Source organism: Paenibacillus sp. FSL H8-0548, assembly GCF_038630985.1.
GTDB lineage: Bacteria > Bacillota > Bacilli > Paenibacillales > Paenibacillaceae > Pristimantibacillus.
Map to the genome: position 1 here is coordinate 3,960,310 of NZ_CP152049.1, position 15,105 is coordinate 3,975,414.

Genomic DNA, 15,105 nt, shown 5'->3' on the forward strand with positions numbered 1-15,105 from the left:
TTCTGTACTTAAGAACTTATGTTTGTACGAACTCCGGTTCTATGTTATAATTTGCTACAAACCTACTAATGGAGTGATCGCAGTGTCGAAGATTTCTAACCGACAACATTCGATTCTTGAATTTATTAAGAATGAAGTCCGGGAGAAAGGCTATCCACCCTCTGTTCGAGAAATCGGCGAAGCTGTTGGATTGTTATCCAGTTCAACTGTTCATGGTCATTTAGACCGCTTGGAGAAGAAAGGCCTAATTCGCCGGGACCCGACTAAACCTCGTGCAATTGAAATTTTAGATCAAGAAGGCGCGGACGGCATTATCCCATTATCTGTAGCAAACGTACCGATCATCGGTAAAGTTACTGCTGGCGTTCCCATTATGGCCACTGAGAATATCGAAGAGTACTTCCCGCTCCCCTCCCATTTTGTGGGTGACAACAGTGTTTTTATTTTAAGTGTCATGGGCGAGAGTATGATTGAAGCTGGTATTCACGACGGTGATTATGTCATTGTTCGTCAACAGCAAACCGCAAATAATGGTGAGATCGTTGTTGCAATGACTGAGGATGACGAAGCAACGGTTAAGACATTTTACAAGGAGAAGAACCACATTCGCTTGCAGCCGGAAAATTCGACTATGCAGCCTATTATTCTCCAAAACGTAACCATTTTGGGAAAAGTCATTGGACTTTTCCGTGATATTCATTAAATCTACTGTTAAGCGTACATAAGAAAGAGGCTGAATCCATGCGTAAGCATAAGTGATTCAGCCTCTTCTTTATTTTAAATATAGGAAAGCAGATCATCTCGCCATATAGACGCCGAAGTCGTTTCTTCGTATTACGGCTTCCTCCATCTATATGGCTCGCTTACCAATCAAGCGGGTTGAGATTGTCTGCTTTTGATAAAGGGCCAATCTTTTACGGTTAAGCCTCGGATACTCATAAAGCAATCCTTCATACACCACTTCGAATTTTCCGTGCAAAAGAAAATCGTTAGGAGTTACTAATGCTGATGGACGCTCCCAAAGGTTAACATCGCTGCTGCGAAGTGCTTCTGCAACAAACTGCGAACAAAAATAAGAATCCGTGAGCTTTAAGTCTACGTTGAACAGCACACCCAGCAACCCAATCAAATTGTAGCGATAACTATCCTTGTTCTTTTTAAAGGTTTGAATGACCTGAAGAATTGATGCTCGCTGTTTTGCAGTGACCGAAATTCGCAGCAGTACACATCTCGTATTCGGGAACTGACGGAAAGTGCCTTCATACACGTCCTCCTTAACAAAACCTGCAAACAAAGGATTTTTCGCGTGTTTTCTACCGAAGCTATATACCTCCTGCAAATCGGTATCCAGGACTAGAGATGCGTGATTAAATGGCGCGCCTGTAAAGCCTTGAATCAATCGTGTAAAGCATGTACCGGTATCGCTTAATAAAACATATATGTTATTTGTTAAGTTCTGCTGAGCCATAATCTCTCGCACTCTGACCACCTCATTAACTGCGTTTGTCCGATATTCCGGACATAACTTCCTTATTCGAATATAGCAATAAGGCTGTATTCCGGATAGTACCAACTCTTTATGGTACTGATCAGCTCACAGCTTAATTAAGCGAAACAGAGCCGTTTGTCTAAACGTCAATCAACGTTTTTTCACTGCCCATACGCCCGAGTAGGTATTCGCATAGAATAGCCTAGTGGCTTAATCATGAGGAGAGTGATCTTTTGAGTAATTACGCGATGCCCTTTAAAGCACAGCAACTGAATGCAATGAATAATCAACCGTTGGTCGTATACCCTGTAGATCCCTATGTAGTCGAGGTGTTAAAATCCTGTATCGGCAAATGTGTTTCCATTAAAACAACAGACGGTCATATTGACGGAACCGTTGTCGATTGTAAATCAGACCATGTAGTACTTCGCTGCTGCAATGACATCTATTTTGTTCGGATCTCAGAAATCGTATGGATTAAGCCTAAATAATAAGTAGAAACGGCTGTCGCCGTTCTTATGGCGGTGGCGCGTTTCATTCCGGAGAAATATAGAGATCGTATGGCGTAATGATCTGCTTTCCTATATTTTAAATAAGCCCTAGAGGGGCAAGCCGGTACGGCCTCCCCCTCTAGGGCTTAAATAATCGAGCATTGACTTCGAGATGGAGACATAAAAAGGTTGAAAAATTAGTGCGGGTAATCGAATTCCCAGCGTACAACTTCAACTCTCCAACCCTTTGATGTTTTCACCAAAGTTCCGTTCTCAGAAGCGTAGACTCCTGCTTGTTCAACCATGACACTTCTTGAAATAAACATCATTTGATCGTTTCCATATAGATAGGATGGATTTTTATCGCTCGCAAAAGATATAAACGGAAGTTTGAGATTGTCAGGAAATTGTTTTAAGCCTCCGCTGCTTAAAATCTCTTGGATCATACGTTCAGTGAAGTAGGGTCTCAAATGCTGTTGCTTTTGTTTGATCCCTGACAGATCATATGCTATCGATACCTTGTTCATAATAGCCACTGCATCCTCAAGTGAGAGAGGCGGTTCCACAATAACATCAATTCTCTTTTGCAACTCATAGTCAACTAGTATAGCTAGCCTTTCACGCGGAAGCCATTCAACTGATAATCCTAGAGCCTCGCCTACGAATCGAATGGGCACATAAGTTACTCCACGCTCAACCTTAGCGGGCACATCAAGCGTATAGAATTCTCCATTTATTTGAGCTGATTTCGAGTTTATTTGTAATTTAACTTCCCTCTCATTCTTACTAATCTTAATCGTATTATCTGTCTTATTCCAATTAACGATTCCGTTCATATATTCCGATACGGCACGTATGGGTACCAATACACGCCCATTTGTCACTTTGTCATTCGGTACGCTAATCGACTGAAAAGTCATGTTATTTGCTTCTGTAGTTTGAGGAATCCAAGCCACACAAACGAGCATGATACAAATTAATAATAAATATCTTCTCAAAAAGCTCCTCCTTCCTGCTCCATACACGATTGTTCTTCAACATAATTAACGCAAATGATCGGTAAATGTTGCACATCGCGCAGCTCCCTAGAACTGTTTATTGAAGCATGCTTGCACAAACAAATCACCCTTACGGATGATTGGAAATCGCAGTCGCGTCCGCTCACACTTCTAACGGAAACCAGTGACGCTAAATCGCCAATATATGTCGTTTCAAGATTCTAACGGAAGCACAGGCCTCTATTTGTACCCTACATACACGATATCGCTTCATTTCTGCGTAATAGCGTCTCCCACTTCCGTTAAAATGTGAAGCTAACCATAAATGACACTTTAGCGTCGCTGGCTTCCGTTAGCTTTCGTTATCCCCTCTCCGGCTTCTGGAGCAGCATTGTTATCGACAGGTTCGGAGTATCCATAGTTTCCCAAATAACAAAAAAATCCCTCAACGCTTGCAGCGTCAAGGGATTCCGGTTTTAGTAAAGAGTCAAATACTGATCGCGTTCCCATTGGTGAACTTGGGTACGGTACATATCCCACTCGATTTCTTTCAGCTCGTAGAAATGTGCAAGCGCATGATCGCCTAGTGCATCGCAAACGATGTCACTTCTAAGCATTTCATCAAGTGCTTCCTTCAAATCAAGCGGCAAGCTTGGAATACCTGCATCCTGACGTTCTTCCTCTGTCATGATATAAATGTTCCGGTCTGTAGGGGACGGCAATGGAAGCTTGTTCTGAATGCCGTCAAGACCTGCTCTTAGCATAACTGCTAGTGCCAAATAAGGGTTTGCTGCTGGATCCGGGTTCCGAACCTCAACACGAGTACTAAGTCCACGTGAAGCTGGTATACGAATCATTGGCGAACGGTTGCTTGCAGACCATGCAACATAACATGGAGCTTCATAACCAGGCACAAGACGCTTATACGAGTTAATCGTCGGATTCGTAATTGCAGCCATTGCACGTGCATGGTGCAAAATACCAGCCATATAATGACGTGCAGCCGCACTCAAGCCTAATTTATCCTTCTCGTCATAGAACATGTTTGTACTGTCTTGGAACAACGATTGATGACAGTGCATACCTGAGCCATTCACACCGAACAATGGCTTAGGCATAAAGGATGCATGCAGACCATGCTCACGAGCAACGGTTTTGACCACAAGCTTAAAGGTTTGAATTTGATCCGCAGCCTTAATCGCATCTGCATATTTGAAATCAATTTCATGCTGTCCAGGAGCTACCTCATGGTGAGAGGCTTCAATTTCAAAGCCCATCTCTTCAAGCGTCAATACGATCTCGCGACGACAGTTCTCACCCATATCCATAGGTGCTAGATCGAAATAACCGCCTTGGTCATTCAATTCAGTCGTAGGCTCGCCACGCTCATCCGTTTTGAACAAGAAAAACTCAGGCTCAGGTCCAACATTCATTGCTGTATAACCAAGCGCTTCTGCTTCTCGAAGAGCACGCTTCAGAATGCCGCGCGGATCTCCAGCAAATGGCGTTCCATCAGGCATATAGATATCGCAGATCAAACGAGCAACACGGTCTTGGGTTACCCATGGAAATACAACCCAAGTATCTAAATCAGGATACAAATACATATCAGATTCTTCAATACGCACATAACCTTCAATAGATGAACCGTCGAACATCATTTTATTATCGAGCGCTTTCTCTAGTTGACTAACGGGAATCTCTACATTTTTAATTGTTCCTAGCAAATCCGTAAATTGCAAACGAATAAACCGAACATTTTGTTCCTGTGTAATACGTCTAATATCATCTTTAGTGTAACTCACAGAATCATCTCCTTAGTTGGCAAACCGATTGTTATACTGGCCAATCTAGCGCTTATTTAAGAATCGAGTCAATTGACCTTGAATTAGCGAGGCTTGTCCCGGTCTTTTCTCTAGCAATTGCTGTTTAAGCAAACGATGCAGCTGCTGATCAGAGAGCTCACGACGTTTCACTTCTGATTGCTCACTTACGATCGTCGCGTCATCCGATTCTTTCGACACCGGATTCATTACTTGCTTTATACCTGCAATGTTGACGCCCTTTTCTATTAATGATTTAATTTCCAAAAGTCGTTCAACGTCATTAAACGAAAATAACCTTTGGTTTCCTGCTGTTCTGGCGGGCACGATTAGCTCATGCTGCTCGTAATAGCGGATTTGGCGGGCAGTTAAGTCCGTCAGCTTCATTACGATGCCGATAGGAAATAAGGCCATATTTCTGCGAATCTCATCAGCCATGTCGCATCAACCTTCCATTCGCTCATTTATATGTACATTCTATACGTTAGCAAGCAAATGTGTCAAGTTATGTAAGGTTTAATCACAATTAAACCACTGTCCACAAGGCGATACAACGCAGTTAAAACGCCATATTTTGCATGAGCATAAGTAAGGCCGCCTTGCATATATGCAATATAAGGCTCGCGAATTGGCGCATCTGCTGATAGCTCCAAGCTTCCTCCTTGAATGAATGTCCCTGCTGCCATAATGACTGCATTTTCATATCCAGGCATATCCCAAGGCTCAGGAACGACATGAGAATCAACCGCAGCTGCTTGCTGAATGCCCTGCACAAAAGCAATAAGATGATCCGCTTGTCCAAAACGTACAGCTTGAATGAGATCTGTACGAGCCTCATGCCACTTCGGCTTCGTTTCAAAGCCCAGCTCCTCAAACAAAGCAGCCGCAAGGACACTCCCTTTAACTGCTTGTCCCACCAAATGAGGGGCCAAAAACAAGCCTTGAAAAATCGGGCGGAGAGTTCCAAGCATCGCGCCTACCTCGCCGCCGATTCCAGGTGCAGTTAAGCGATAGGCAGCAGCCTCTACAGCTGCTGCAGTACCAGCAATATAACCTCCCGTTTCGGCTATTCCTCCACCAGGGTTTTTGATCAGCGACCCCGCCATTAAATCAACGCCAACCTGCGTAGGCTCCAGCAGCTCCGTAAATTCACCGTAGCAATTATCTACAAAAACAAGAACGTTCGGCTTTAAAGCCTTAACACGCTTCACGATTTCTTCGATTTGCGCTACGGTGAAAGACGCTCTCCAAGAATAGCCTCGCGATCTCTGAATACCGATAACTTTTGTATTTTCTGTCAGTGATTTCTCGATACTTTCCCAATCCAGACCGCCATCCTCCTGCAATGGAACCTCTGAATACTTGATTCCAAAGTCCTGCAGCGAGCCTGTACCATCACCTGGCTTGCCAATGACCTTATGTAGTGTATCATAGGGCTTGCCGGTTACATAGAGCAGCTCGTCGCCAGGACGCAAGACGCCAAATAACGCACAGCTAATCGTATGTGTCCCGGAAACGAAGTGAGGACGAACGAGAGCTGCTTCAGCTCCCATAACGTCAGCGTAAACCAGATCAATAATTTCACGGCCTCGATCATTGTACCCGTACCCTGTCGATCCTGTGAAATGAAAATCACTTACTTTGTGACGTTGAAATGCTTCAATAACCTTCCACTGATTGCGTTCTGCTATACGATCAATTCTGCGAAAGGCTTCCGATGCGACTTCCTCAGTCTGTTCTGCCAGCTGTTCTAGATGCTCCCACAGCTTTTGATTCTCATGCTGCAAACCCATTCCGATATCCCCTTTTTTCAAAGTTTTGCAAAGCAAAACTCACTTCGTAAGCATACACTTAGTTTTGCAGAGCAAAACTTACTTCGTAAGCATTCGCTACTCGATAAATTGTTTTAGACGATGCCCATTTAACTCATAGTCTTGTTTACTAACATGCACAGTTAGGCGAAGCGACTCCTCATTTACCTCTTGATTGACTACCTCTCCGCTGCGATAAGCAAGTGCAATCAGGTCTCCGCGATCTGCTGGCAAATTAAAGGTTACGGTAGCACCGCTCAGCTTGTCTTGAATCAATTGACGAAGAAGCTCAAGATCCTCGCTCTCATATGCGCTTATAACAAGATTATCACCGCTTGTAATTGGCAAATCAGCTAATGAGCCATTGTTAATACACAAATCCTTTTTATTATAAACCATTACATATGGCTTATCTGCAGCACCGAGATCGCCTAATATTTTGTTGACGACGGCAATTTGCTCATCACGCATCGGCGAGCTGCTGTCAATCACATGAAGCACTAGATCCGCTTCGCACACTTCCTCTAAAGTGGCGCGGAAAGCAGCTACAAGATCATGCGGCAAGTTTTGAATAAAACCAACCGTGTCCGTAATGACGACCTCTCTGCCGTTAGGCAGCTCCAATGTTCTTGAGGTTGGATCCAGCGTAGCGAACAATTGATTTTCAATATAGACGTCAGCATCAGTGAGCTGCTTAAGAAGCGTCGACTTGCCCGCATTCGTATAACCGACCAAAGCGACTTGAATAACGCCAGATTTTTTGCGGCGCTCGCGATGCAGCTTTCTATGACGTACGATCTCCTCCAGCGTGGTCTTAAGATCGAAGATACGATCACGGATATGACGACGATCGGTTTCAAGCTTCGTCTCCCCTGGTCCACGCGTACCAATCCCGCCGCCAAGACGCGACAGGTTTTTGCTCTGGCCCGATAGTCGCGGCAGCAAGTAGCTAAGCTGGGCCAGCTCCACTTGAATAATGCCTTCGCGTGTTTTGGCCCGGCCTGCAAAAATATCCAAAATGAGCTGCGTGCGATCTACAATTTTTAAATCAAGCGATTCTTCGAGGTTGCGCACCTGCGCCCCAGACAGCTCTTGATCAAAAATAGCGGTTGTAGCGCCAAGCTCTTCAGCCAGCGCTTTAACCTCCTGTACCTTCCCCTTTCCAATAAACCATTTGGAATCAGCTGTTTCCTTATTTTGCGTTATGGTAGTGAGCACCTCAACGCCTGCTGTTTCTGTAAGCTGCACAAGCTCTTGCAGGGAAAGCTCAGGGTCTCCACCGTGACGCTTAACATTATTGGTCACCAAGCTAATCAATATCGCTTTTTCAATCATATCGGGGTTCGTGTCGAATGTTTTCTCGCTCATCTCATACTCCTTCTAAAATACGCCGTCATTGCGACTTCGTCTCCCATTTCAAATCCTCAGGTCTAATCAACATCAGCTCTTGCTTTGCCGGAATGGAGCTCGCATACTGCGATAGCAGTCGAACGGCTTGAAAGCGTATGGCCTTCTCAATTACATTTCTAACGTATCTTGCATTGCTGAACGAAAACATCGTGGTTAGCTTCTCCTGCATTAAATGCTGCCGTAATTTAAACAACGTCTGAGGCTGCAAAATATAATCACGATCCTTAGCCATAAGCTCGCTAATTTGAATTAATTGATCAACGGAATAATCCGGAAACTCGATCTGTATCGGAAACCGTGAAGGCAAACCGGGGTTTGTAAGCAAAAAATCGTCAATCTCAGCTGGATAGCCAGCAAGAATGAGCACAAAGTGGTTTTTCTGATCTTCCATTGCTTTAACAAGAGTATCAATCGCTTCTTTGCCAAAATCCTTCTCGCCGCCACGGGCAAGGCTGTAAGCTTCATCAATAAATAATACCCCGCCTATCGCTTTGCGAACCAGATCACGCGTTTTTTGTGCGGTATGGCCAATATACTCGCCTACAAGATCTGCTCGCTCTACCTCGATGAGATGCCCTTTAGTTAAGACTCCCATCTTCTGAAACAGCTTCGCAACAATTCGGGCAATTGTCGTTTTGCCTGTGCCCGGATTCCCTTTGAAAATCATGTGATAAACATGCGAGCCGCCAAACAAGCCCGCTTCAGAACGCATTCGACTAATATATAGCAAAGCATATATTTCATAAACAAGTGATTTCACATTGTCCATGCCGATCATCGGCTCAAGCTCTTTCTGAATGTCTGCGTAATGATCTACGCTTGGAAGCGGCTTTACCGATGGAAGCGATTCTGCCTCTAAGACATGTGCGGAGGCACCAGTTTGGAATGTTTCTTGGCTTCTAAGAACTACATTAATTTGGCGGGAAGGCCTAGCAGAGCCATTGCCCGGTCCCGATATCACATGCCCACTCATTTGTCGCATCACCTGTCCTTTGCATCGAAAGCTGTAGCGGCTGACCGCACTACAAGTTTATTCTATCTTGCAGCAGCATATTAGCAGATTTACAGCGACGAATCAGAAGGGCGGATTCCGATAGTAAGAAGCAGCCAGTCAACCTTCCATTTAGTAAAAGCAAGTACTTCACGCGACTCATTATACACAGGATTTAACACTTTAGATTTCGTAGCAGCGACTTGAAACTGCTTGAAATCAAGCGTTTTGGCAATTTCCTTGGATCTTGCCGCATGATAATCATGCGTGATGACAATGAGTGTATTCAGGTTATTCTCTTCGGCAATCTTTTTGCTGTAGCCTAAATTCTCGTAGGTGCTAGTCGCTTTATTTTCTAGCAACAGCTTGTCAGCTGAAATACCTTTTGCCATCAAATAGTTACGCATGCCTTCGGCCTCGGTCAAGGTCGATCCGTTGCCGTCCAGACCGCCGGACAAAATAAGCTTGTCCACCGTACCCGCTTTATATAACTGAAAAGCAAAATCCAATCGTTCCTTTAGAGCAGGACTGGGCACATCATTCCATAACGCAGCACCCAGCACAATTCCTGCATCTGCCTTATTCAATGGCTTGTCGATCGGGTAGCCATTAATGAGCCACAGCAAATAACCGCACCAAAATACGCCTGCACAGATCATCCATGCAACAACACGAAACAAGAGCAGCCACGGACGATTTTTTTTCGTTCGTTTGCGTGAGCTGCTCCTCCGGCCTGTTACTGTTTTCATGATTCGCTTAACTCTCCAGTTCTCTCAAGCAGACTCTTGCGATGCTTTAGACTTAGCGTGAAATAACGGAAGCGACCGTTTCGAATGCTCGAGAGCAACTTTCCAGCCGTCTTGCGAGCTAACGCTACATCCTTCCCATTTACATCTCCTTGTCTTAAAGCTTCTTCAAGCTCATCCTCATCCATAAGGAAAACCTCTCCACTAGGCAGAACCACCACGTCCAAATAAAGATCATCGAACCAAGGCACCTGTTGATCAGTCAAGCCCTGCGTCTTGCACACATCGATATACCATTGCACGACACGTCCCTTATCATCGAACATCGTCGTTACGACAAAGTGCTCTCCCTTTGGAAAATGCTGCATCCACAAGTAACCACGATCAGCTAAACATAGCTTTCGTCCGTTATATTCTTTCCATAACGGCTCCCTGAGCTCATGTATTCGATAAAACGTAACGAGACCTTTGAACTCATCGCCATCAAGCGCTAAGCATGAATAGCTTCTGCGCAGGATACGTCTCCAGTTAGCTCGGTCTGAAAATTTTCTCTTCATACGGAACGTACCTTTCCGTCCATTTTGGAAAAACCAGCAACATGCTGCACGGCTCTTCCTGGCTTTGCTTCTCAAGTGAAAACAGCTCTTCAACCGACAGTTTACATTTACCTATAAAAAAAGATTACCATATCTTAACGTCCATCTCCACCCAACAGACAAAATAAACCAAGCTGTTAAGCTGAAATCAAAAAAATACCGCCCCAAAAGGGCGGTATTTCCACTTTACTGCTCGACAATCTCAATGGAATTAATAATAATCGTTTCAGTCGGAATATCGTTTTTCAAAGGGGTTTTAGAAATTTCCTCTACGACATTCATGCCGCTTACCACTTTTCCAAAAATCGAGTAATTAGGCTCGCGATTCAAATTATCAGCATCGGGGCCTGTACAAATGAAAAATTGGCTGCTGCCCGAATTTGGCCTACTGTTATTTGCCATCGCGATGATGCCTTTTTCATACTTAATATCCGTACCCAGCTCATCTGGTATGAAATAGCCAGCGTTGCCTGTTCCATTGCCGTTTGGATCCCCCGTCTGGACCATAAAGGATTCAATAATACGGTGGAAGGTCAAACCCTCGTAAAAGCCTTCACGAGCCAAAAACACAAAATTGTTTACCGTTACCGGTGATTCATCCGCAAAAAGCTTGACAGTAAAATCGCCTTTAGTTGTCTGAAACTTCGCCACATACGATTTGTCGAGATCTATTTGCATTTCAGGCATCTTGTCCCAACTTACCGTCTTAGCTAAAGTCTCTGTGCTATTCCTTGATACTGCCCTTGAATCACTCTTGCCGCAGCCAGCCAGAAGTGCAACTGCTGTAACGATCGCGATCAAGCATAGGAAACGCACTTTCTTTCTATCCGCCATTACTAACCACCCGTTCCTTGCGTATTGCCGCCGGTTGCAGTGTTATTATAAGCATTCGTATTATTCTCGTTATCCGAGCCGTCCACTGGAGTAACTACCGGGCTCGGTTCAACTGTACCATTCCCCGATCCAGGAGTAGGTGTAGGCTCTGGAAATTCAGGCTCGATGCTCGGTATTGGCTCTTCTGTCGGTCCGGTACTGCCACCGTCAATAGGAGGCAAAGTTCCTTCGCCTTCCGGATCATGTGGCTCCGGCTCCATCGGAATATCCGGGAACATTTCTGTTTCGGGAATCACAACCTTTATTTTCTGAGAAGGTGAACTTAGCTCGTCTTTCTCAGCGTCGTAGGCAACGACATAATATTCATAGGTCATCCCTGGAAAAGCACTCATATCATCTACACCTGTAGTGAGAGAGTCGACAAATTTAATATAATCTGTTTCCGAAGCTTCCTTGCGGAAGACCTGATAGGTCACATTCCCATCCTCATAAGCGTCCCATGATAACTGGACTCTCATTTCTTCGGGTATGAATATCGCGTTAAAATTCGTTATTGCTGCCGGCGGCTTATCCTCTTTAATACCTTTCGGTTTATTAAAGCTAGACTGTGGTACATCTTTCATTGCAGACTTCATGACCTTAGAGAACATGGCCGCAGCTTGAATACTGCCAGTCTTTAGGATGTGATCCTTGTCTGTCTTATCGTATCCCATCCAGACGGATGCTGTCCACTCCGGTGTATAACCTACAAACCAAGCATCCCGGATACCGGACCCGCTATAGTTAGGAATACCATGCTGGGTCGTACCCGTTTTCCCTGCAAGTGGGCGACCGAATGCCGCTTTTGTGCCCGTTCCGCCCTTTTCGATAACCGACTGCATCATTTCTGTCAAATAATAAGCCGTCTCCTCAGACATTAGCTGCTTCACTGCAGGTGCCTTGTAGGTATAGGAGTAGTTATCTTTTCCATCAATCTTCAGAATTGCGTGGGGATCAACGGATTTCCCACCATTTGCGAATACACTAAAGGCAGTAGCCATTTGCATTGGCGTAGCTCCTTTAGTCAAGCCGCCGAGAGCAGCCGTTAAGTTGCGATCCTCGTCCTCCAAAGTAAAGCCCAGCTTGTTTGCAAAAGCGAATCCGCTCTTAAGTCCAATCTGATTCAGCATCCAAACAGATGCAAGGTTTCGAGAATCTTTCATTGCTTGCTGCATGGTAACAGCGGTCGCTCCCCACTTATCGGTCGGACAATAATTGCCGTAGCATTTCTTATCGTTGGCGAGAACCGTCCACGGGTAGTACTTGCCCGATTCAAGTGCGGGACCATAAGAGATGATAGGCTTAAAAGCAGACCCCGGCTGACGAGCAACTTCGACGCGGTTAAGTCCTTTTTTTACATAGTCGCGTCCACCAGTTAAAGCTTGAATCGTGCCGTCGCGATGATCAATAATAATCATTGCTCCCTGCACTTGCAATTCATCCTTGCTTTTCTCAAAGTTGTCATCATCATTAAACTGCGTATCCATAGCAATCTGTGCCTGCTCATTAAGCGTTGTATAAATGCGGTATCCGCCAATCCGAAGCTCTTCTTCGGAAAGCTTCGTTACCTCCACCGCTTCCTCAATCACATAATCAACAAAAGCTGGATACTTATCGTTCTTTCTCTCTTCATGGTTAGCTGGTATTTCGTATACGACAGCCTTCGCTTTCTCCATCTCGGCTGCTGTAATGTAATTCTGATCATACATAAGCTTCAATACGACCGCTCTCCGATTCTTCGAGTCCTCGGGATGCTTAATCGGATTATAGCGGTTAGGCGCCTTAGGCATAGCTGCAAGTGTAGCAACCTGCCACAGCTCAAGCTTGTCTAGGTCGGTGTCAAAATAATACTTTGCCGCCTCTTTGACGCCATGTACCCGCTGACCGAAGTAAATCCGGTTCAAATACATCGTTAGTATTTCTGGTTTAGACATTTTATGCTCCAGCGCTACAGCTATCGATGCTTCCGTTGCTTTGCGGAAGAACGTTTTGTCTGCGTTTAGAAACACATTTTTGGCCAGCTGCTGAGTAATGGTGCTGGCACCCTCTACAGCACTGCGAGCGATGACATCCTTCACCACGGCTCGTCCGACAGCGAAGAAATCGATGCCCGAATGCTCATAGAATCGCTGGTCTTCCGTTGCAACAATCGCATCCAGCAGCTGCTGGGGCATTTCCGAGTATTCTGCAATTTCCCGATTTTCATCTGGATCATACAATCTTGCAATTTCATTCTCATTCACATCGTAAATAATCGATGCTTCACCAAGAATCAGCTTATTTGCATTTTCTGTGAGCACTCGCTCACCATTCAAAATGATAAGCAGGTAACCGATAATACCGCATACGATCGCAATTACTCCTGTAAAGAACAAACCGTAAAACCATTTACGCCCCGAAATTCTTTTTTTCTTCTTTTTCTTCGGTGCAGTCTTGCTGCTTGGTCGCTCAGCCATTGCCGAATCCCCTCCTGTTGTTCCATAATCCTTTGAATCTATCTTTCCCACGAAACGGAAAGAGCAACCCAGCTTGGAGCGGGTTGCTCTTGCATGCCGCTATCTAGTTAAACGATGCTTGTCATTAGAAAGTTTCACTAATCGCTCTCGCCTATGTATCAGAGCCGCTATGATCCTGCTGCATTAGAGAAACATTTCGTTGCGGGGTAAACGTTGAAATCGCGTGTTTATAAACCATTTGTTGACGACCTTCGCTGTCAATAATAATTGTGAAATTATCAAATGCTTTAATAACGCCCCGAATTTGGAACCCATTCATTAAAAAAACCGTAACCGGTATGTTGTCTTTACGCAGCTGATTGAGAAACGTATCTTGAATATTGATCGATTTGTTCATTGGACGTTACCCCCGTCTTAAAAAGATTGATTAGAATTATATTCAAGATTAACTTGAAACTTTCCTGCTATTATACCATGAACAGTCTGCAAATTGTTGTGAAAATTTCCTTCCATGTCAATCCAATGGATATCCTTCATATGTCGAAACCATGAGAGCTGACGCTTGGCAAACCTTCTCGTATCCCGTTTTAAAAGCTCCACGGCGGCTTCGAGCGTGCAGTTTCCTTGCAAATAATCAGCAATTTCCTTGTAGCCAAGGCCCTGCATCGCTACCGCTGCTGGCGGCAAATCCCTATCAAGTAGCGCTCTCACCTCTTCTACTAAGCCTTGCTCCATCATCAAATCTACCCGCTGCTCTATTCTACGATACAACTCCGAACGGTCCATAGTCAAACCGATCACGCAAAGCTCATAGGGCGACTCCTTCGTTTGACCCGCTTGCTGCTCAGAAAAAGTCTGTCCAGTCAGATGAAAAACCTCTAATGCTCGTATGACGCGGCGCAAATCATTAGGGTGCAATCTCTCGCCGGCTGGAGGGTCAATTGCAGCAAGGCGTGCGTGCAAGGCTTCTGCCCCATGCTCGGCTGCATAGCGCTCCTGCTCCTGACGGAATGCTTCGTCTGATCCAATATCCGCAAACTGAAATTGGTAACATACCGATTCCACATACAGCCCAGTACCGCCAACGATAAAAGGCAGCTTGCCGCGCTCCGATATTTGACTGATCGCCTCCGTCGCACCTGCTTGAAAATCAGCAGCAGAATATGCTTGATCCGGCTCGCAAATGTCGATCAAATGATGCGGAATTCCTTCACGCTCTTCCATGGCAATTTTAGCTGTTCCAATGTCCATCCCTCGATACACCTGCATGGAATCGCCCGAGATAATTTCTGCATTCCAGGCTTTAGCAATATCAAGGCTCATACGTGTCTTGCCAACAGCCGTTGGGCCTATGAGGACGAGCAGCGGCTTCTTTCGAACCGGCTGCTCGTCTTGGCTAAGCTGCATATCGTTCGTTTCTA

15 protein-coding genes are annotated in these 15,105 nt (G+C 45.0%); 2 read left to right on the top strand and 13 right to left on the bottom strand.

The window, feature by feature from the left end:
* Positions 1-82 precede the first annotated feature (82 nt).
* Positions 83-703 carry a transcriptional repressor LexA gene (lexA, locus tag MHI37_RS16890; RefSeq protein ID WP_076334625.1) on the top strand — a complete coding sequence of 207 codons (621 nt, stop codon included), beginning with the start codon at positions 83-85 and terminating at the stop codon, positions 701-703.
* A gap of 147 nt (positions 704-850) precedes the next feature.
* Here lexA and MHI37_RS16895 read toward each other — a convergent pair whose 3' ends face one another.
* On the bottom strand, positions 851-1,480 hold the full coding sequence (locus MHI37_RS16895) for a hypothetical protein (RefSeq protein WP_256709459.1): 630 nt from the start codon (positions 1,478-1,480) through the stop codon (positions 851-853).
* A gap of 242 nt (positions 1,481-1,722) precedes the next feature.
* On the opposite strand from MHI37_RS16895, the gene MHI37_RS16900 reads away from it, so the two are divergent.
* Entirely contained in the window at positions 1,723-1,980 is a 258-nt protein-coding gene (locus tag MHI37_RS16900; RefSeq protein ID WP_306010650.1) for a DUF2642 domain-containing protein, read from the top strand.
* Between the two features lie 197 nt (positions 1,981-2,177).
* Here the strand turns inward: MHI37_RS16900 and MHI37_RS16905 are convergent, their stop codons facing one another.
* The 12 genes from MHI37_RS16905 to miaA form a co-directional block, all read right to left on the bottom strand.
* Complete coding sequence (locus tag MHI37_RS16905; protein ID WP_083676012.1) at positions 2,178-2,978, bottom strand: copper amine oxidase N-terminal domain-containing protein; 801 nt, start codon at positions 2,976-2,978, stop codon at positions 2,178-2,180.
* A 476-nt stretch (positions 2,979-3,454) separates the two neighbouring features.
* A complete protein-coding gene (glnA, locus tag MHI37_RS16910) occupies positions 3,455-4,783 on the bottom strand; it encodes a type I glutamate--ammonia ligase (protein WP_076334622.1) in 1,329 nt (442 codons plus the stop codon).
* 45 nt (positions 4,784-4,828) lie between these two features.
* Positions 4,829-5,239, bottom strand: coding sequence for a MerR family transcriptional regulator (locus MHI37_RS16915; RefSeq protein ID WP_076334621.1), 411 nt, complete (start codon positions 5,237-5,239; stop codon positions 4,829-4,831).
* 62 nt (positions 5,240-5,301) lie between these two features.
* Positions 5,302-6,594: a methionine gamma-lyase family protein gene (locus tag MHI37_RS16920; protein WP_083676011.1), complete on the bottom strand. Its 1,293-nt coding sequence runs from the start codon at positions 6,592-6,594 to the stop codon at positions 5,302-5,304.
* Positions 6,595-6,690: 96 nt separating this feature from the next.
* Complete coding sequence (gene hflX, locus MHI37_RS16925) at positions 6,691-7,980, bottom strand: GTPase HflX (RefSeq protein WP_076334620.1); 1,290 nt, start codon at positions 7,978-7,980, stop codon at positions 6,691-6,693.
* Positions 7,981-8,005: 25 nt separating this feature from the next.
* Positions 8,006-8,995, bottom strand: a complete 990-nt coding sequence (locus tag MHI37_RS16930) for an AAA family ATPase (RefSeq protein ID WP_076334619.1) — start codon at positions 8,993-8,995, stop codon at positions 8,006-8,008.
* Between the two features lie 89 nt (positions 8,996-9,084).
* A complete protein-coding gene (locus tag MHI37_RS16935) occupies positions 9,085-9,762 on the bottom strand; it encodes a YdcF family protein (RefSeq protein WP_076334618.1) in 678 nt (225 codons plus the stop codon).
* On the bottom strand, positions 9,759-10,316 hold the full coding sequence (locus MHI37_RS16940) for a DUF402 domain-containing protein (protein WP_076334832.1): 558 nt from the start codon (positions 10,314-10,316) through the stop codon (positions 9,759-9,761). Before MHI37_RS16940 ends, MHI37_RS16935 begins: the two co-directional genes overlap by 4 nt.
* Positions 10,317-10,541: 225 nt before the next feature.
* Positions 10,542-11,189 carry a peptidylprolyl isomerase gene (locus MHI37_RS16945; RefSeq protein WP_076334617.1) on the bottom strand — a complete coding sequence of 216 codons (648 nt, stop codon included), beginning with the start codon at positions 11,187-11,189 and terminating at the stop codon, positions 10,542-10,544.
* Positions 11,190-11,191: 2 nt separating this feature from the next.
* Positions 11,192-13,684 carry a penicillin-binding protein 1A gene (locus MHI37_RS16950; protein ID WP_076334616.1) on the bottom strand — a complete coding sequence of 831 codons (2,493 nt, stop codon included), beginning with the start codon at positions 13,682-13,684 and terminating at the stop codon, positions 11,192-11,194.
* 151 nt (positions 13,685-13,835) lie between these two features.
* Positions 13,836-14,081 (bottom strand): RNA chaperone Hfq, encoded by a 246-nt coding sequence (hfq, locus tag MHI37_RS16955; protein ID WP_076334615.1) that lies wholly within the window; start codon positions 14,079-14,081, stop codon positions 13,836-13,838.
* A gap of 17 nt (positions 14,082-14,098) precedes the next feature.
* Complete coding sequence (miaA, locus tag MHI37_RS16960; protein WP_076334831.1) at positions 14,099-15,091, bottom strand: tRNA (adenosine(37)-N6)-dimethylallyltransferase MiaA; 993 nt, start codon at positions 15,089-15,091, stop codon at positions 14,099-14,101.
* Positions 15,092-15,105 lie beyond the last annotated feature (14 nt).

Bases quoted from the DNA above. Each gene is read 5' to 3' on its own strand.
- MHI37_RS16915 (WP_076334621.1), bottom strand. From the start codon at position 5,239: ATGGCTGATGAGATTCGCAGAAATATGGCCTTATTTCCTATCGGCATC.
- MHI37_RS16920 (WP_083676011.1), bottom strand. From the start codon at position 6,594: ATGGGTTTGCAGCATGAGAATCAAAAGCTGTGGGAGCATCTAGAACAG.
- hflX (WP_076334620.1), bottom strand. From the start codon at position 7,980: ATGAGCGAGAAAACATTCGACACGAACCCCGATATGATTGAAAAAGCG.
- MHI37_RS16930 (WP_076334619.1), bottom strand. From the start codon at position 8,995: ATGAGTGGGCATGTGATATCGGGACCGGGCAATGGCTCTGCTAGGCCT.
- MHI37_RS16935 (WP_076334618.1), bottom strand. From the start codon at position 9,762: ATGAAAACAGTAACAGGCCGGAGGAGCAGCTCACGCAAACGAACGAAA.
- MHI37_RS16940 (WP_076334832.1), bottom strand. From the start codon at position 10,316: ATGAAGAGAAAATTTTCAGACCGAGCTAACTGGAGACGTATCCTGCGC.
- MHI37_RS16945 (WP_076334617.1), bottom strand. From the start codon at position 11,189: ATGGCGGATAGAAAGAAAGTGCGTTTCCTATGCTTGATCGCGATCGTT.
- MHI37_RS16950 (WP_076334616.1), bottom strand. From the start codon at position 13,684: ATGGCTGAGCGACCAAGCAGCAAGACTGCACCGAAGAAAAAGAAGAAA.
- hfq (WP_076334615.1), bottom strand. From the start codon at position 14,081: ATGAACAAATCGATCAATATTCAAGATACGTTTCTCAATCAGCTGCGT.
- miaA (WP_076334831.1), bottom strand. From the start codon at position 15,091: ATGCAGCTTAGCCAAGACGAGCAGCCGGTTCGAAAGAAGCCGCTGCTC.